The sequence below is a fragment of the Agrobacterium sp. T29 genome (assembly GCF_006970545.1).
Classification (GTDB): domain Bacteria; phylum Pseudomonadota; class Alphaproteobacteria; order Rhizobiales; family Rhizobiaceae; genus Agrobacterium; species Agrobacterium leguminum.
The window spans coordinates 224,203-241,563 of sequence record NZ_CP040642.1; the positions used below are offsets into that span (position 1 = coordinate 224,203).

General features: G+C 55.8%; 17 protein-coding genes and 2 pseudogenes. 3 read left to right on the forward strand and 16 right to left on the reverse strand.

Annotation, left to right across the window (positions count from 1 at the left end; all coding sequences use genetic code 11):
• Positions 1 to 24 precede the first annotated feature (24 nt).
• The 7 genes from FGF54_RS26130 to FGF54_RS26160 form a co-directional block, all read right to left on the reverse strand.
• On the reverse strand, positions 25 to 984 hold the full coding sequence (locus FGF54_RS26130; RefSeq protein WP_142781811.1) for a PDR/VanB family oxidoreductase: 960 nt from the start codon (positions 982 to 984) through the stop codon (positions 25 to 27).
• Positions 981 to 1,550, reverse strand: coding sequence for a dimethylamine monooxygenase subunit DmmA family protein (locus FGF54_RS26135; protein ID WP_142781812.1), 570 nt, complete (start codon positions 1,548 to 1,550; stop codon positions 981 to 983). Before FGF54_RS26135 ends, FGF54_RS26130 begins: the two co-directional genes overlap by 4 nt.
• Positions 1,547 to 2,674 (reverse strand): DUF3445 domain-containing protein, encoded by a 1,128-nt coding sequence (locus FGF54_RS26140; protein WP_142781813.1) that lies wholly within the window; start codon positions 2,672 to 2,674, stop codon positions 1,547 to 1,549. The genes FGF54_RS26135 and FGF54_RS26140 overlap by 4 nt, the downstream gene beginning before the upstream one ends.
• 328 nt (positions 2,675 to 3,002) lie before the next feature.
• Positions 3,003 to 4,151, reverse strand: coding sequence for a mandelate racemase/muconate lactonizing enzyme family protein (locus tag FGF54_RS26145; RefSeq protein ID WP_142781814.1), 1,149 nt, complete (start codon positions 4,149 to 4,151; stop codon positions 3,003 to 3,005).
• Complete coding sequence (locus FGF54_RS26150; RefSeq protein ID WP_142781815.1) at positions 4,148 to 4,474, reverse strand: hypothetical protein; 327 nt, start codon at positions 4,472 to 4,474, stop codon at positions 4,148 to 4,150. Before FGF54_RS26150 ends, FGF54_RS26145 begins: the two co-directional genes overlap by 4 nt.
• 143 nt (positions 4,475 to 4,617) lie before the next feature.
• Positions 4,618 to 5,436, reverse strand: coding sequence for an SDR family oxidoreductase (locus tag FGF54_RS26155; RefSeq protein ID WP_142781816.1), 819 nt, complete (start codon positions 5,434 to 5,436; stop codon positions 4,618 to 4,620).
• A gap of 141 nt (positions 5,437 to 5,577) precedes the next feature.
• Complete coding sequence (locus tag FGF54_RS26160) at positions 5,578 to 6,366, reverse strand: HpcH/HpaI aldolase/citrate lyase family protein (RefSeq protein ID WP_246667040.1); 789 nt, start codon at positions 6,364 to 6,366, stop codon at positions 5,578 to 5,580.
• A 197-nt stretch (positions 6,367 to 6,563) separates the two neighbouring features.
• On the opposite strand from FGF54_RS26160, the gene FGF54_RS26165 reads away from it, so the two are divergent.
• From FGF54_RS26165 to FGF54_RS26175, 3 genes are read left to right on the forward strand one after another with little or no spacing between them, the layout of a single operon-like run.
• A complete protein-coding gene (locus FGF54_RS26165) occupies positions 6,564 to 8,036 on the forward strand; it encodes an NAD-dependent succinate-semialdehyde dehydrogenase (RefSeq protein WP_142781989.1) in 1,473 nt (490 codons plus the stop codon).
• Positions 8,037 to 8,067: 31 nt separating this feature from the next.
• On the forward strand, positions 8,068 to 9,282 hold the full coding sequence (gene lhgO / locus FGF54_RS26170) for an L-2-hydroxyglutarate oxidase (RefSeq protein WP_142781818.1): 1,215 nt from the start codon (positions 8,068 to 8,070) through the stop codon (positions 9,280 to 9,282).
• A 25-nt stretch (positions 9,283 to 9,307) separates the two neighbouring features.
• On the forward strand, positions 9,308 to 10,387 hold the full coding sequence (locus FGF54_RS26175) for a DUF4432 family protein (RefSeq protein WP_168208274.1): 1,080 nt from the start codon (positions 9,308 to 9,310) through the stop codon (positions 10,385 to 10,387).
• A gap of 68 nt (positions 10,388 to 10,455) precedes the next feature.
• On the opposite strand, the pseudogene FGF54_RS27670 reads toward FGF54_RS26175, so the two are convergent.
• From FGF54_RS27670 to FGF54_RS26215, 9 genes and pseudogenes are all read right to left on the reverse strand, one after another.
• Positions 10,456 to 10,715, reverse strand: a pseudogene (locus FGF54_RS27670) (IS701 family transposase); the annotation flags it as partial.
• A gap of 39 nt (positions 10,716 to 10,754) precedes the next feature.
• Positions 10,755 to 10,877, reverse strand: a pseudogene (locus FGF54_RS27850) (IS701 family transposase); the annotation flags it as partial.
• Between the two features lie 94 nt (positions 10,878 to 10,971).
• Positions 10,972 to 11,697 carry a GntR family transcriptional regulator gene (locus FGF54_RS26185; protein WP_142781820.1) on the reverse strand — a complete coding sequence of 242 codons (726 nt, stop codon included), beginning with the start codon at positions 11,695 to 11,697 and terminating at the stop codon, positions 10,972 to 10,974.
• Between the two features lie 308 nt (positions 11,698 to 12,005).
• Positions 12,006 to 12,920, reverse strand: coding sequence for an SMP-30/gluconolactonase/LRE family protein (locus tag FGF54_RS26190; protein WP_142781821.1), 915 nt, complete (start codon positions 12,918 to 12,920; stop codon positions 12,006 to 12,008).
• 12 nt (positions 12,921 to 12,932) lie between these two features.
• Complete coding sequence (locus tag FGF54_RS26195; RefSeq protein ID WP_142781822.1) at positions 12,933 to 13,391, reverse strand: RidA family protein; 459 nt, start codon at positions 13,389 to 13,391, stop codon at positions 12,933 to 12,935.
• Positions 13,388 to 14,404: a threonine/serine dehydratase gene (locus FGF54_RS26200; RefSeq protein ID WP_168208275.1), complete on the reverse strand. Its 1,017-nt coding sequence runs from the start codon at positions 14,402 to 14,404 to the stop codon at positions 13,388 to 13,390. The genes FGF54_RS26195 and FGF54_RS26200 overlap by 4 nt, the downstream gene beginning before the upstream one ends.
• 47 nt (positions 14,405 to 14,451) lie before the next feature.
• Positions 14,452 to 15,507, reverse strand: a complete 1,056-nt coding sequence (locus tag FGF54_RS26205) for an ABC transporter ATP-binding protein (protein ID WP_142781824.1) — start codon at positions 15,505 to 15,507, stop codon at positions 14,452 to 14,454.
• The gene (locus FGF54_RS26210; RefSeq protein WP_142781825.1) at positions 15,504 to 16,505 is read right to left on the reverse strand and encodes an ABC transporter ATP-binding protein; all 1,002 of its coding nucleotides are present in this window, start codon (positions 16,503 to 16,505) and stop codon (positions 15,504 to 15,506) included. The genes FGF54_RS26205 and FGF54_RS26210 overlap by 4 nt, the downstream gene beginning before the upstream one ends.
• Positions 16,506 to 16,510: 5 nt before the next feature.
• A complete protein-coding gene (locus FGF54_RS26215; RefSeq protein ID WP_142781826.1) occupies positions 16,511 to 17,359 on the reverse strand; it encodes an ABC transporter permease in 849 nt (282 codons plus the stop codon).
• Between the last annotated feature and the right edge of the window lie 2 nt (positions 17,360 to 17,361).

A 17,361-nucleotide genomic window follows, 5' to 3' on the forward strand; every position in this document is an offset into this window, starting at 1 on the left:
TCATGTGAACGCTCCCTTGCCCCATCAGATGGCAAGCTGAAGCAGGCCTCCGCAATGGCGTGACACGCACGGAATGATTGTGTTTCCGGACTGGCGCTCGGCATCAGTTAGGGTGCCGTCCCGGTGCAAAGTCTTGCCTGCAGAAGGGCGCAATCCGATCCGGCATTGGCCGCATTGCCCCATGCGGCACATATATGGTTGTGGGTGGCCTGCATCTTCAAGCGCTTCGAGCAGGGATTGAGTGGGCCCAACCTCCAGAATCTGTCCTGTCAACAGACGCGCACTGAAAGGGAGACCGAGACCAGCACGGACAAATTCTTCGGACAGTATGGACGAAGCCGGCCAGCCCTTCGCTAGCGCAGCGGACCTTGCCCCTTCTACAAGCCGCTCTGGTCCACATATGTAAAGCTTTGTACCGAAGGGTTGGCCGGACAGGATACGAGTAAGATCAAGCCTGTCGGAGCGCATACTGTCCCACAAAGTGATGCGGGGATCATGGGTATTGATTTCCGTGAGAAATCCTGCACGTTGAACTCCACGAAATCCATAGTGCAACTCCCAGTTCTCGCCACGCCGCTCTGCTTCGCTCATGAGTGCGCGGATCGGCGTTATTCCGATGCCGCCAGCCACAAACAGATGTTTGTGCGCCCGGTTTTCTAGACCAAAAAGATTGATCGGCGCGCGGATAGGGTAAATCATCCCTGCTCTGGCGACCTCATGCAGATGGCGCGATCCCCCGCGACCGTCCGGCTCCAGTTGGACCGTGATTTCAAAATGGCTTCGGTCGCCAGGAGGACTTGTAAGCGTATAGGCATTGCGTATCTGACGTTCGTGGGGGCCGGGTACAGTAACGAGGACATGGGCTCCGGCCGAAAAGGCGGGCACTCTATCTCCATCAAGAGTCCGAAAGCGAAAACTCTTCAGGTTCTCAGCCCTTTCGATGATCTCGTAAAGTTCGTACAGTCTGTACTCGGCAAAACTCATTTCAGGGCAGTCTCCAGCATCTCGGGTATCATGGGATCTTCGGGCATCATCATGTTAGCGATATAAGCGCCAAGTCGGATCGAATAATGGTCGCGCACGACAAGAACGCGTCCGCAACCCGAGCAGGTGAAGGCCTGAAAGGCGACGTTGGAGGTTATGGTATGACAATGTGCGCAGCGGGTGTCGCGCAGAGCACGCCCGGTTCGCTGCAGGATCATGGCGTCAGCAGAATAGCCCTTTTCCCACGCCATCCGGCGTAATGCGCACAGAAGGGGCTCTTCTCCCGCCGCAAGAAGAGCCGAGCCGGCCGGTGCACGATCGATCCATTGTGAAGCCTGTGCAAGCAGGTTGTCTTTACCAGGTATATTCCCTCCGTTCAGTTGAACAACTATCAAACGTTCAGGATGCGGTTGCGCCAGAAGTGCCCGAACCGCTGGAGCGCCGCTTGAATCGCATATGACAAGACAATCCTGCGCCTGGGACCAGCGCAAATCTTCATAAACCGGCCTGCTTGAGGAATATATTCTGTGACGATATTTAACGACGGGTTTCGGCATATTCATCATCGCCACTCTGGATCAAGCGCGTCCTGATCCGGACCACGACCGGGACTAAGTTCACGTCCGTCATCGAATTGAGAGAGCCATTCAACAATCTCCGACCGATTTGTAGTGTAAGCAAACCTTTCGAGTGTCGGATCGAGATCGCGCAAAACGCGATGCATACGGATCGCCCATTTCCGGCATCGGGCCAACTCACGGAACGAGGCGAGATAGTTACGCAGAACGAAGATAATCGCGTTGCTTTTCGGCAAACGATAAAGCTGCTGGAATTCGGTCCTCATGAAAAGATCATCTGGAAGATTACCGGGCTGGTTTCCGAGCGAATCGCCAAGTGTGTACGGGCGATTCTCAAGCGAAATGTCCAACCGCGGTTTGATGGTCAGAAGCCAATTGACGCGGCGCTGCGGGGCATGCGCCGCAAGCGACATTGTCATCTTTAGAGCCCGCTCGATAACCCTGTTCTCGGCCTCGGCCTTAACCGGGCCATGAATGCCTCGCCAATCCATCCCAAATATGAAATCGAATGACCAACCGCCGGCTTCGGTAATCATGCCGGCATCAAGCCAGAGACTTCCGTCACGCTGATCGAGCAGTGCAAAATCGCCTTGCACCTGCCGTGTGATGTATTCCAGCGGGTCGCAGGGCAGGCCTTCCCTGTCACCATATTTCAGGACATGGTCTATTCCCAGTAGGCGGTTTTGCCAATAGATTGTGTTTCCGTCACGGATATAGCTGAAATCCTTCGGGAAATCATAGGCGACGTTGGACATGATGTAATCCATGGCTTCCCACTGGGCTTCGATCATGTGCGGCAAAGCATTGAAGCGGCTTGGATCACGCTTCAGCGTGGCGGCACGGTCCGCGATCGCGGCGAGGTAATGCTCATCGATATCGAAAAAGGCGTGGAAAGCACCTGTCTCGCCGGTACGGTCATGTGGCTCGACACCAATCTTGAGATCGTACCGATCTCCACCAAAAGGGAAAGGATATCTCATAATTTCAGCGTCAGAGTTCCTAAAATTCAGCGCGCCTGCAAAGACATCCGCGTATCTCGCGATAAGATCAGGATCAGTGACTGCCGCGAGATCGACACTCAGATTATTGGAAGTAAACCCAGATAAAGGCATGGTACACCCAAATTTCGAGACTAACTCAATCCCTTTACCTCTTGGTGAAGGATTCGTGCATGATATATCATATGTATTGTTTTGGTAGCCTGATTTTGATGTAATGTCGCTTATAAAGCGGGAAAATATGTCAAGTCACAGTGATATGTTTTATAATTGCAAGGGTAGCGTTCGCCCCATTTCATACCCGTGTAAACTTTCACAAGTCCGACAAAAGCCGTTTTTTCGCCAATCCTGCCAGTCTGACAGAGGCCAGTCTGAACAACTCCAGCCTCTACAGGTTTGCGCTTGCTACACTTACGGTACTTTTATCAGGAACCAACGACCCTCAAGCCGGATGTGTCTGAGTCCATGCCTGTTGACGGAGATAGTTCTCATGCGCCCGGGCAACGGCATCCCGGTTCAGTTCGAAACCATAACCTGGCTTCTTGCTGACTGGAAGGAATCCGTCTACAGGACGCAGGTCAGGCACCTCGATAATATCTTCAGCCAACAGTTGCCACATGATCTGATTGCCATCATCGAGGTTCGATACCGTTGAACCCACTTGATTGGCAATGCAGGTGGTAATGCCTGTTTCAAAAATTCCGTGAATGTTAATGCGTACATTAGCAGCGGCGGCGATGGCAGCTGCCTGACGCCATCTCAATGCACCGCAGGTTTCATGAGGTCCGAGCACGATAGACTGCGCAGCCCGTGTGGAGCACATCGCAAAGACTTCTTCAGGAAGATAAATGCTCTGATCCGCAGCAAGCGGCATCCCAACACCTTGCAACCGAAGCAGCCCATCCGGGCCAAGCGTACCGGGAACCGGTTGCTCCATTATTTCAATGTCAAAAGGTTTCAACCGCTCCATCATCCGGAGCGCCCGAAGAGTATCCCAGGCTTCATTGGCATCAAGCCGCAGCCGAACATATGGGGCGATCTCGCGCACGGCTTTCACGATGGCAATATCCAAGTCGTCTCCGCGGCCCACCTTGACGTAGAGAACCTGAAACCCCTGATCAATCAGCTCCTTAGCATGGTCGGCAAGCTCTTTGGGTGTGTCACCCTGTACGAAGCCGAAATAGCCGATCTTGTCATGGACAGCACCGCCCAGTACATTGCAGACAGGCTGGCCTATCGCTTTTCCGATTGCATCCCACGCCGCAAGCTCGATACCAGACATCGTGCGCGAGAACATACGGTACTGGCTTCCCACGCCGCGCGCCTTGAACCCGGTCATAAAGTAGTCCCAGATCAGCCGGTTGGCATCATAGACAGACTTGCCGATAAAATGCGGAATTGCGTCATGAAGAATAGCAAGCATGGGTTCAATTGTCGGGCCAACGCCGGATTCGGCTACGCCGACAATACCGTCTTCGGTTTCAATCTCTATCAGGACAATCGGTGATGATAGAGTGACTCCATCTGCCCAATGATACTCCTTCTTGAAATTGCATAATAGCGGTATCGTATGGATCGCCTTGATCTTCATTTCGCAGGTCCCATCAATTTGCCGTGGCAGATGTCAAATAGCGTTGCAGGGGGCATTGGGAAGCGATCGCCTTCTGTCGCAATTTTGCATTTGCCCCCGGTGTTTTTGGGTCTTTCATGTGTGGATGCATTGCTTTCGGTTATGTCATCCACAATCGCGGCATAAACCTTATATGCATCGCGTTGCCGCAGGTGCTCGAGAATGTTGAAATTCTGCGACATTGGTCTGCTCAACTGTTGGAAGACTTGCGTGGCAAAAATGTCGGGTGCAATGAGAAATCCGCTTAAGTCATTCTTGGGAATATTGTATCCATTTTTCATCATGTCGTGGAAACCCGCTCTTCCATATCAGATCTTCCAGAAACAGCGGCCACCCGGATCAAGTGCATTTTCTGTATAGAGGGCAGCTGTACGTAGATTCAAAATGTTAGAAGGTCATTTGTGCGTGTGGAATGACGCACGACGCTCTAGGCTTTAGCTTTAATACGCTCCCGACGTTGCTTCAGCTTCTCCGCGCCAATGATCTCGTTGCGGTCGTAGAGCTCCCGGAGTTTCTGAGGTCGCACTCCGGTCTTGCGCACGAAGCTGCCCCTGCTTGCCGGAATGTAGACTTCGTCAGATTTGTTTTTGATCCCGCGAAGAATCGCCGCAGCAACAGCCTCGGGAGTAACTGGATCGCCTGCAAAAGCCAGAGCCATTGCATCATCCTCTGCCTCCTGTTCCAGCATCGGGGTCTCGGTGGCCGTCGGATAGACTATAGTGAAGTCTGTGGTTCCCTTCCGCTCTTCGATCGCAACCGCATGATGGAATGCTCTGAGGGCGTGCTTTGCAGCTGAATAGCTGGCAATGCCTGGAAACGGTAGAAAAGCATTCATGCTCGAGATGTTGACGATATGGCCAAAGCCCTGCTGCTTGAATCTGGGCAAGGTTTCCAGCATACTGATTACCGCCCCCATAAAATTGGTATTGATCGTGTGCTGATGTTTCGCAATCGAAACATCGACGGCATAGCCTGTATGAGCAATCGCCGCATTATTAATCAACACATCAAGTCGGCCAAAGTCCGCCCAGACCTTGTCCAACACCTCTTTCCAGTTTGCTTCCGAGCAGATATCGAGACGCACAGATGATACGTTTGATCCGGCCGATCGCGCAACGTTCTGCGCGGCCTCATCATTGATATCCGCAATGACGACGTTGTGGCCCTGTGCTGCGGCCATACGAACGGTGGCAGCACCAATGCCGCTCGCTCCGCCGGTGATCAGCATGACCTTACAATTCTTCATGAAACTATCCTTTTAGGTTTTTGTCATAAAACTCGCGAATGCAGACTGATTGAGGATCAACGTTTTTCATAACTGCCTACAGGCTCGACCCGAGTGCTGATGTAAGACATTTCAAAATGGCGGTTACCATTTAGGCGCACTCTATTTCGTATGGATTGAACCGTTAGTGCCGAAGCGGAAGGTCTGAACCGTTTCGCGCGCGGCCTTTGCCATCAGCGAAGCGTCACTCGCGATGGTAACGAAACGAAACCCAAGCTCCTGCATTTCGACAGCGTAAGCTGGATCGATAGTATGGATTCCTGCGAAAAGTCCACGACGCGAGGTTTCAGCAACAATGTGCCTGTAAATATCTAGCATCAGCGAATCGCGGCTGTCGAAGACCGGTGGCAGTCCGTGGGAGAAACCAAGATCGCTAGGGCCTACGTAAACTCCGCTGATACCTCGCACATCAAGTATCGCCTCGAGTTGACTAACCGCAGCCACAGTCTCGATCATCGGGATGACCAGCACCTCTTCATTGGCGAAAGACTGATAACTCTGATCCGAACCGCCATAGGAGCCTGCGCGGTTCGGGCCGTTGGACCTGGTCCCATATGGCGGATAGAGGCATGCCGAAACGAAAGCCTCCGCCTCTTGAGGACTATTCACCATCGGGCAAATGACACCCCATGCCCCTACATCAAGAACCTTGCCAATTATCCCCGGTTCGTTTGACGGCACCCTTGCCAGCGGCGTCACCGGAAAGGCAGCAATCGCCTGGAAGCAGTTCACAAGGCTTTGATAGTCCTGAACGCCATGCTGCAGGTCGACTGTCAGCGCATCCCATCCAGCACGAGCCATGACTTCTGCCCCGTAACCGGATGGAATTGAAAGCCAGCCGTTAACGCAGGCTCCACCCGCCTGCAGAAGAGACTTGATCGGATTTTTCACTTCCCCCGCCCTCTTGCCTAAAGCATGTCCGCGCTGTATTGATATATTATGTATCATCTTTCATATATCGCGCAATAAGGATTGTAAAAAATTTGCGCAGCGATTCAGCTGGTCAGCCAACGGGCCGCCTGCATGGAAAATTTCGGGCAATATCGGCAGTGCCGTTGCCCATTGATCAAAACGAGAATGAGGAAAAAATGACACTAGAGTCAGCAAAGGATCAGGCCAAGGTTTCGTATCCCGATGTGCTTCTGCATATTGATGGCAGATGGCGACCCGCAAGCAACGGCGTCACCTCTCCCGTTACCAATCCAGCAACGGGGGAGGTTATCGGAGCATTTGCGCATGCAAGCAGCGACGATCTTGACGAAGCGCTGGCAGCAGCAGACCGCGGTTTTCAACTGTGGAGCCGCGTGTCGCCATTCGACCGTTCAAACCTGATGCGCAAAGCTGCGGATCTGTTGCGTCAGCGCGCGGAATCCATCGCCGCCCTGCTGACGCTGGAACAGGGCAAACCATTAGCCGAAGCCAGGACCGAGATCCTGGCAACGGCGGACATCATCGACTGGTTTGCCGAAGAAGCCCGGCGCTCCTATGGGCGCATCGTACCCGCAAGGGTTCCAGGTGCACGGCAGAGCGTGCTGAAGGAACCGGTGGGCCCTGTCGCCGCCTTTACACCCTGGAACTTTCCTGTAAGCCAGCTGGGGCGCAAGCTGGCTGCGGCCCTTGCTGCGGGCTGCTCGATCATCATCAAGGCCGCCGAGGAAACCCCGGCGTCGCCGGCTGAACTCATCCGGACCTTCGAGGATGCAGGCATTCCGGCGGGCGTTGTCAATCTGGTTTTCGGAACCCCAGCCCAGATTTCTCAACACCTCATTCCGCATCCCGTCATCAGGAAGGTCACATTCACCGGTTCCACACCGGTAGGCAAGCAACTGGCCGCACTGGCCGGGCTTCACATGAAGCGGGTCACAATGGAACTTGGCGGCCATGCCCCGGTTATGATTCTTAAAGACGCCGACATTGAGCGCGCGGTTGCCGTGACCACCGCCTTCAAGTACCGCAATGCGGGCCAGGTCTGCATCTCCCCAACCCGCTTCCTGATCGAAGAGCCAGTCTATGACGAATTCGTCTCGCGTTTCGTAAAGGCTGCGGCAGACATAAAGGTGGGTGACGGCTTTGCGCCCGATACGAACATGGGGCCACTCGTCAGCAACCGGCGGGTCGAGGCGATCGAAAACCTTATTCAAGATGCGATTGATGAGGGTGCAGAACAACTTATCGGCGGAAAGCGCATGTCCAATGACGGCCACTTCTTCCAGCCGACCGTGCTTTCGAATGTCCCACGCCATGCGCGTGCCATGAACGAAGAGCCGTTTGGTCCCGTTGCCTTGATGGTGCCTATGCGATCGGTTGACGAAATTCTCAGCGAGGCGAACCGGCTTCCGTTCGGACTTGCCTCCTACGGCTTCACCCGCTCTGCGACCTCGGCCGCCATGATTGGCGAAGGCGTGGCCGCTGGGATGGTGTCAATCAATCATTCGGGGCTTGCCCTGCCGGAAGTGCCCTTCGGGGGAATCAACGATTCCGGCTACGGGACTGAAGGTGGCGCAGATGCACTCGAAAGCTATCTCAACACACGCTTCATTTCACACCTTCAGATCAGCTAGCGGGCGGCAAGCCGCTTCAGGGATCAACAAAATGGACAAATATGATATCGTCGTCATCGGCGGAGGAATTGTCGGAGCGGCAACCGCCATGACGCTGACCGAGCGATTTCCAGGCCTTTCGGTTTCGATCATCGAAAAGGAAGATGGCCTTGCGCACCACCAGACGGGCCGGAACAGTGGCGTCATCCATGCAGGCGTCTATTACAAGCCCGGAACGTTGAAGGCCATTTACTGCAAACAGGGTGTCGATGCGACGATCCGGTTCTGCCAGGATCATGGCATCCCTTTTGACCAATGCGGCAAGATGATCGTCTCGACCGACGAAAAAGACGTGCCGCGCATGAAGGCGCTGTACGACCGCAGCAAGGAAAACGGCCTAGATCTCGAGCTGCTTGACGCCGCCGAACTGCGTCGACGTGAGCCGAACATCGTCGGCCTCGGCGCGCTTTATTCGCCGACAACCGGCATCGTTGATTATGGTGCCGTCACCCGCGCCATGGCCGAAAAGGTGCGTGCACATGGCGGCGAGATATTAACCGGGCTGGAGGTGCACAATATTCGGGAAGAAACCAGCCACGTGGTGATTGAAGCCGGATCACGGGTGATCCGGGCGGGACATCTGGTGGTTTGTGCGGGAATCATGGCTGACAGGCTTGCAAAGCTAAGCGGTCTGAAGATGGACTTCCAGCTTGTGCCTTTCCGGGGCGAATACTACCGTCTTGCCGATCACCGCAATGACCTGATCAACCATCTCATCTACCCGGTCCCCGATCCGGCTCTGCCCTTCCTGGGCGTCCACCTTACAAAGATGATCGGCGGCTATCTGACTGTCGGCCCCAATGCGGTTCTTGCCTTTGCACGCGAAGGCTACCGGTTCCGGGATGTCAGCATGAAGGATACGCTGGAAATCTTCGGCTATCGCGGCTTCCGCAAGCTGGCATGGCAGTATTTGGGTCTGGGCATCGAGGAGATGGCAAACTCGCTCTCGAAACGCCGTTATCTCGAACTTTGCCGCAAATACTGCCCCGATCTGAAACTGGAAGATTTCCTTCCATACCGTCCTGGCATCCGGGCACAGGCCGTCATGTCCGACGGAACGATCGAGCACGATTTCATCATCCGGACGACACAACGGACGATCCACGTTTGCAATGCCCCATCCCCCGCCGCGACATCGGCCATTCCGATTGCGAACCATGTCGTCGAAACCGCATCGAACCATTTCGGCTGGTCGCAGAAGGTCTGATATATCAAAAACTGTGGAGGGAACCATGACTGTTGAGATCGAACTTAGCAAAAAGTCTTTTTCAGAACAAAAGCGCCTGATCGCCCGTCAGGGCGTCATCGAGGCTTTCGGCTTCCGTTACGCCAGTGGAATTGAGGCTCTAGAGATCCATAATGGTGCAGGAACGGCAGTGCTTCTGCCATTTCGCGGCCAGCAGATTTGGGACGTTGTTTTCAACGGCCGCCGGCTGACGATGCAAACAATCTTTGATGAACCGGTGAACGCCAGCAATTTTCACAGGTCTTATGGCGCGTTCTTCGTGCATTGCGGTGCGACAGCGACAGGATACCCAGGCCCCGAGGATGACCACGAACTGCACGGTGAGCTTCCTTACATCAGCTACGAGCGGGCAGCCATTGTCTTCGGTTCGGATGCGAAAGGGGAATATGTAGAACTGACCGGTCTCGTCCGTGACCGAAAATTCTTTGGCCCGAGCTTTGCGTTCCGTCCTGCGTTGCGGCTGCACGCAAACGCCACGGCATTCGACCTGACGGTCGAGGTAGAAAATTTGGGCGGTGGGACAATGCCGCTGATGTATCTTGCCCATGCAAACTTTCGACCCGTCGATGGTTCGCGTCTTGTCGACACACTGATGCCCGATCCAGACCGACGATGGCAGGTGCCTGCCTACCTTGCGGGCGCCGATGATACGCTGGTCTCATGGCACCGGGAGGTCGAGGCAGATTTCAACCGGCACCGCACCATCAAAGCAGGGGACCGCATCGAAAAGGAGTTCGGTTTTTCTGACGCTTACCATGCCGATATGGATGGCTGGGCGCATGCTATGCAGATCCTTCCGAACGGATCCGCTGATTTTATCAGCTTCCGCCCCAGAGAACTGAGACGTGGCTCGCGCTGGCTGTCCAGAGCACCGGACCGGCAAGCCCTGGGCATCTGCTTGCCATCGACGGCCAGACCGCTGGGACGCAAGCGCACAGAAGAGAATGGCAACCTGCTTTTCCTTGCTTCCGGACAGCGTTTCCGTGCCAGCCTAAGCTTCGGTGCCGTTGATGCGCAGGGCGCGGCCGACCTTCAAGCCCGTATAATAACTGCAACATCAGCCTGACCGGCGCAGCACTCGTCTCAGTAGTGGATCATCGTCATCATAACGAGGGAAAGATAAAATGCCAGTCATGACTTGATTTCGTTGCGATCGAGATTGAGTTCGTTCTTGGTTGTCTCGAAGACATCACCGATAGCCACGACGGCCTTCAACGGCAACGAGGGTCGGAATGTATCTCCCGGCTGGGCTCCATGTGGTGGAGCATGCGAGATCAGCGAGTTCGCAAATAGGCCAAGTCATGAAGCCGCAAGGACTCGTTTCTATCATCAGCGAAAAGACGCTGCCATGTATCTGGATCGAGATCACGGGCGATCTCCTGAGCTTTGCCGGACCTGCTCAGTCTCATCAGTAGCCGAGATGATGCCCGACCTGCCGCAATTCGCTCCTGTATAAACAGCCAGCACATACGGGCTTTCACGTCACACAGCGATGATGCCCAAAGCATCAAGCGCAGTCCCATGATGCACCCAGTCATCGATATCCTCCGAATCACGGGGTAGACCACAGATAAAATATGTAACTATGGCGCAAGGCGACGGAGTCCTGATTACCAGAAGTATGGTCACGACCTCGTAAAATCAACCATTTCAGCCACTTGTTGACTTGGCAGCTATGTTGTCCAGCAACCTTTTCGATCCATCCATTAAATCCGAAATAACCCAGTCGCCCGCTTCCTTGGCCGATTGACGGCGCAAGGCATCGATGATCCTCATGTGCGGGTGGATCTCTGAGGTTGAAGCGTGCCGCGTGGGAAACTGATAAAGCACGAACGGTCCGCTAAGCAGCCACAGATTTTCAATGACCTTCAGCAGAACTTTATTTCCTGCAACCTTATAAATGTTGAAATGAAACGCCTGGTTTGCCGCTAATGCAGCCTTCCAGTCTTTCTGTTGCTGCGAAGCAATGTAGGTGTCATGATAAACTTGCAGTTGCTCAATCTGCTCTGGCGTGATGCGGACCGCACTGAGTTCAGTTGCCAGTCGCTCTAGCGGGACGCGTGCATCCCGGATTTCAGTATAGTCAGCAACTTGGAGTATCGGCACACGCGGTTGATGTCCTAGCTGCATTTCAAGCGCACCATCGGCCACGAGCTGCATAACAGCTTCGCGCACGGGTGTCTGCGAAATGTTGTAGTCGATCGCCAGTCGACGAATGTTCAGCTTATGGCCGGGTTCATACGCTCCAGACATAAGGGCCAGACGGAGGTCGGCATAGATCTGATCGGAAAAACTGGATCTCCGAACACTCAAACTGTGCACGGGGCGACCGAGTTCGGACAAAGAACTCGCTTCTTGATCCTCGCGTACGCTCATTGCTCTGTTACCTTATCGTTGCTGATTACATGAAGACTGCCTCGTTTCGGCAGTATCGGGTTTTCATTTTTCGTACACTTCCAGTGTCCATCCACGCACCAAGCATGCAAAACTAAACCGGCGCTCTTCCAGACTCTGATCGGCATATCCTCTCTCGACCGAACGTTGAACAAAAATCTGGCAGAAATTGCGCTCGGGAATGGTGAAACATGCATTTTACATCAGCCCGCTCGATCTGCGTTGACCAAAGAAGGGTCGTCTTTCTGACAATCCGTCGATGACCCGCGACATCGGGATCATTCCTCCGATCACATGGAATGATGCAGAACAAGCCCAGGCTCGTGCCATTCGAAGGCAACAAGCCGTGGTTCGTGCGAGAGTGTCACATAGCAGGTATGCATGTCAGGACCGCCGAAACATAGGTTGGTGACAAGCAGATCAGGCACAGGATACAGCACATAATCCGTCATCGAGCCACGGAATTCCAAAATCGCGCATAGATCGAGCGCCGCAGCGCAGACCGCACCGGATGCAGAAACCGCGATACTGTCGAACCGGGTCCGCCCGCCGGGGCTGGCATAAAGATGGCCACCGTTTGGAGAAGGCCATGCAGCCTTGCGCACGACGCCGGGCGCCTCAATTGTCCATTTCCAGATGCGGCCGGTATAGGTTTCCGCCACATAAAGTGTCTTGCCGTCCGGGGAAAGGCCAATACCGTTCGGCGAAATCAGCCCGGTGATGACTTCGACAATCTGCGTGCCATCGCAGGACGCCCAGTAAACCGCACCAAGGTCCATGGTGCGCAGACGGCGCTTTCCCATGTCGGTGAACCAGAAGCCTCCCTGACCGTCAAAGACCAGATCGTTCGGCCCTTTCAGCATATGTTCGCCGCAGCGGTCGTAGAGCCGGCTGACACTGCCGGTCGCTAGGTCTACCACGTCGATGCTGCCGCCCGTGTAGTTCTCGGCCTGGGGGCCGCTACGCAGGCGACCGTCCTGAACATCGATCCATTCCACACCGCCGTTGTTGCAGATATAGACCTTGCCGTCCGGCCCGATCGCCGCCCCGTTCGGTCCGCCGGGAACACGCGCGACCAGATCCACCGAGCCGTCCGGGTGCACCCGCTTCAGGGCTTCATCAGGGATGTCGACCACCAGAACCGACCCGTCGGCCATCGCGACCGGTCCCTCGGGATAAATCAGCTTATCTGTCACTACGTGCACGATCTCGATCTCCTAGTCCAGCTTGCGTACAATTGCTTCGATTTCGACGACAACATCGCCTGGAAGTGAGCCCACCCCCACGGCAGATCGTGCGTGTTGGCCGCGCTCGCCCATCACCTCGACCAGAAGCCTCGAGCATCCTTCGACAACGATGGCATGATCCGTAAAAGTCGGTGTGGCATTGACCATGCCCAGAAGTTTGATGAACTCGACCGATTCGAGCGACCCCGTGATCGAGCGTGCCACCGCAAGAAGGTACAGCGCGCACTGACGCGCGGCCGACTGCGCTTCGTCGATGCTCACCGTGTGGCCGACCTTGCCGGTAATGAATCTGCCGTCGTCATGCCGGGAGACCTGTCCCGAAATATAGTGTACGTCACCGCATTTCCGGTATCCGACATAGGAGTATTTCGGCGGACCGAGCACCGGAAGTTCGAGCCCCAGTTCTTTCAGTTTCTGTTCCGCGTTCATGCGCCACCTTTTGCAAACTCACCTAGCTCTTTGGTATAAAGGTCGATATCGACGTTGCGTCCGCTCACGACCACGGCAATCGTGCGGCCTTCGGTGTGTGCCCTTTCCGAAAGGACCGCGCCAAGTGCGATCGCGCCGCTTGGCTCAGCCACCAGACCGAATTCCTCAAATGCTATCTTCATCCCCAGGCGGGCCGTGTCGTTGTCACCTACCAGAATACCGGCCAGATGCGAGGAATTGACCTGAAAGGTCAGCTCGCCCGGCTCGATCGACACCAGCGCATCGCACAACGTGTCGTGAGGAGGCACGATGGTAACGCGCTCACCTTTGGCAAGACTTTGCGCGGTATCGTCATAGCCTGCGGGTTCGACGCCCCATATAGCGGTCTCGGGCGACAGGGCGCGCACCGTGATGGCGCTTCCAGCTACCAGCCCACCCCCGGAGCAGGCCGCGTAAAGACCGTTTAGATCCGCCCCGATCTCCCGCGCCGCCTCCAGCGTTTCGAGTGCAACGGTACCTGCCCCGGCAATGACGTGACGATCGTCGAAGGCAGGGATGAGTACCAGCTTCTCGCGGCTGCGCCAGCTTTCGATCAGCGATGCACGGTCGACCGTTTGACGGTCGTAAATCACGACATCGGCGCCAAGCTCCCGGGTCCGCGCAATTTTGTTGGCCGGGCTCTGCTGCGGCATCAGGATAACTGCCCGCCCGATACCGGCAGATTTGGCGGCCCAGGCGACAGCACGCCCGTGATTCCCCGATGACAGGGCAAGAACCCCACGCGTCATCTCATCGTGTGAACGTAGCTGGATACGGTTCCATGCGCCGCGGACCTTGAAACTGCCCGTGGGCTGAAGAGTCTCTGCCTTTATCAGCAGTCTGCCGCCCACGGCCCGGTTCAGGCTTTCGCTTTCCAGAAGTGGGACGCGCTTGAGAATAGGTGCCAGTCTCAGACTGGCCTGCTTTATTTCATCGAACCCCGGAATATCTATCGGGCGGGCAGGTTTTGTCACGATCTTGCTTTCTTCAGTCCAGAGTTGAATTGAAAGGCCGGAGGAAGCTACTGCACCTGCACCCTGGCGGCGGGCACCGGGGATGCGATCCCTCCGGTTTCCGGAAAATGGCAGGCAACCTTATGGCTATCGTCCGAGGCTCCGAGCAGCGGCTCTATCTGCGCGCAGATTTCCTGGGCTTTCCAGCAACGCGTTCGGAACCGACACCCGCTTGGCGGATTTGCTGCTGTTGGCAGTTCACCGCGCAGGACAATCCGGTTACGTGACTTCTCCCGTGCGGGACTTGGTACGGGTACCGCCGACAGAAGTGCCCGCGTGTAGGGATGTTTGGGGCTTTCGTAGATTTCTTCTCTGGACCCGATTTCAACGATCTTGCCCAGATACATGACCGCCACATGATCGCAGAGATGCCGCACCACGGCGAGATCGTGGGCGATAAACAGGTATGAAAGCGCGAGTTCGTGCTGAAGATCCTTCAGAAGATTCAGAACGCCGGCCTGAATGCTGACGTCAAGGGCCGAGACAGGTTCGTCCAGCACAATGAACTCCGGACGGGCGACAAGAGCGCGCGCAATTCCGATCCGTTGGCGTTGTCCCCCCGAAAATTCATGCGGATAGCGAATAGCATATTCCCCTCCCAGCTTGACCAGAGACAGCGCCTCCTCGACACGGCTCTTTTTCTCGCTGGCGCTGAGGTTCGTCATCCTCAGAGGTTCGGCAACAATGTCGCCCGCTTTCATGCGCGGATGAAGCGATGCATAGGGATCTTGAAAGACCATCTGGATGGACGAACGGAACGGGCGCATCTCCGACTCCGACAGGTGTGCAATATCAACGCCCTTGTACAGGATGCTTCCACTCGTGATCTCGGTCAAATGAAGGATACAGCGGCCAAGCGTTGACTTGCCGCAACCTGATTCCCCCACGAGCCCAAACGCCTGACCGGCTCCGATGTTGAAGGATACGTCGGAGACCGCCTGGATCGGTTTGCCACTGAGACGGAAAAGGCCATTTCTCCGGACCGCGTATTCCTTGACAAGGTTCTTGACACTCAGGACGGGTTCACCAGCCCGATCTTTCTGTGTTCCATCAGAGATTGTCATGGTGCAATGCTTTCGAGTTTGCCGGTGAAATGACATGCGGACATGCCCGCGTCCGAAGGCCGCAACTGCGGTTCCTCCGTTATGCAGATTGCTTGCGAAAACCTGCATCTGGGGTGAAAAGGACAGCCAGAGGGCCGGTTAGCAAGCGACGGCGCAGTTCCCGGGATCGCGCGAAGATGCTCGGTTTGGGAATCGAGCAGAGGCAGCGAGTCGATCAGGCCGGACGTGTAGGGATGGCCCGGATTGTCAAAGATATTCTCGGTGGTACCGCGTTCCACGACACGGCCCGCATACATGACTGCGACACGGTTCGCCATTCCGGCAACCACACCAAGATCATGCGTGATCAAGACAATGCTGACGCCATGATCGCGGCGCAACCCGTCCAGAACCTCCAGTATCTGTGCCTGGACCGTCACATCCAAAGCGGTCGTCGGTTCGTCCGCGATGATCAGCTTTGGCGAGTTGGCCATCGCTATCGCGATGGTCACCCGCTGTCGCATGCCGCCCGAAAACTCGTGCGGGTACTGCGTCAACCGCTCTGCCGGCATTGGGATGGCCACCATGCTCAGCAGTTCGATGCTGCGTTCGGTGACCGCGCTCCGGGTCAAGTGGGGCTGGTGAATGCGAATACATTCTCCCAACTGGTCACCCACGGTCAGTACGGGGTTCAGCGCGGTCATCGGATCCTGAAAGATCATCGTGATGTCCTTGCCTCGTATCGGGCGCAAGGCACGGTCCGGCAGCCCGATAAGCTCTCGCCCGGCGAAGCGTACCGATCCAGTGATCCGCGCCTTGAGCGGCAGAAGCCCCATGATCGCACGCATCGTGATACTCTTCCCCGACCCGGATTCCCCAACCAGGCCAAGCACTTCACCGGAGGCAAGCGAGAATGACACGTCACGTACAGCCTCAAGGTAGCCTCTCGATGTCGAAAGCGATACTGTCAGGCCATTGACTTCAAGAAGCGGAGTGTCCTGCGGATCAAAATTGCTCATGTCAGTCACTCCGCATTCGGATCCAAGAGGTCCCGGACGCCGTCACCGATGAAGTTGAAGCTCAAGACGAGACTCATGATCGCCAGGCCCGGACCCGCCGCGATCCACCAGTAGTAAAAGTGCAAGGCACCTTCCGAAATCATCGAGCCCCATTCCGGGGTCGGCGGTAGCGCCCCGAGGCCTACAAAGCTCAGCGATGCGGCCAGAAGGACGACCTGACCAAAATCCATGGTCGCGTTGACGATGATCGGTGTCCAGGTCAGTGGCAGGATGTGCTTGGTCAGCAGCCTCATCTGCGTGACGCCTGACGTGATCGCCGCATCGACATGTTCAAGGTTCCGGACGGCCAGCACCTGCGCACGCATCAGTCGGGCATAGATGGGCCACCAGACGATTACCATGGCAATTGCCGCATTTGGAAGACCCGGCCCGAGCGAAGAGGTGATGGCGATTGCGAGCAGGATCGGTGGGAAAGACAGCGTGACATCGGCAAGGCGCATGATGATGCTGTCAACGATGCCGCCGACGAAGCCAGCTATCGCGCCCAGCACCACTCCGATCGATACGCCGAAAAACATCACGACGGCCGCAATAGGCAGGGACTGAGCCGCACCATATAATGTCCGGCTGAAGACGTCGCGGCCAAGCGCATCTGTTCCGAGCCAGTGGTCTGCACTTGGCGGCATCAGTCGTCGTCCAACCATGTCCAGCGGGCTGTAGGGTGCCAGCCAGGGAGCGGTGATGGCGATGATGATCCACAGAAGGATAATGCAGCCCCCTACCACAAGAGGAAGTGGAAGGTGCCGGTTCTTGCGAGCGGCAACGGGCGGGGTTGTGATTTCAAGCGTGGACATGG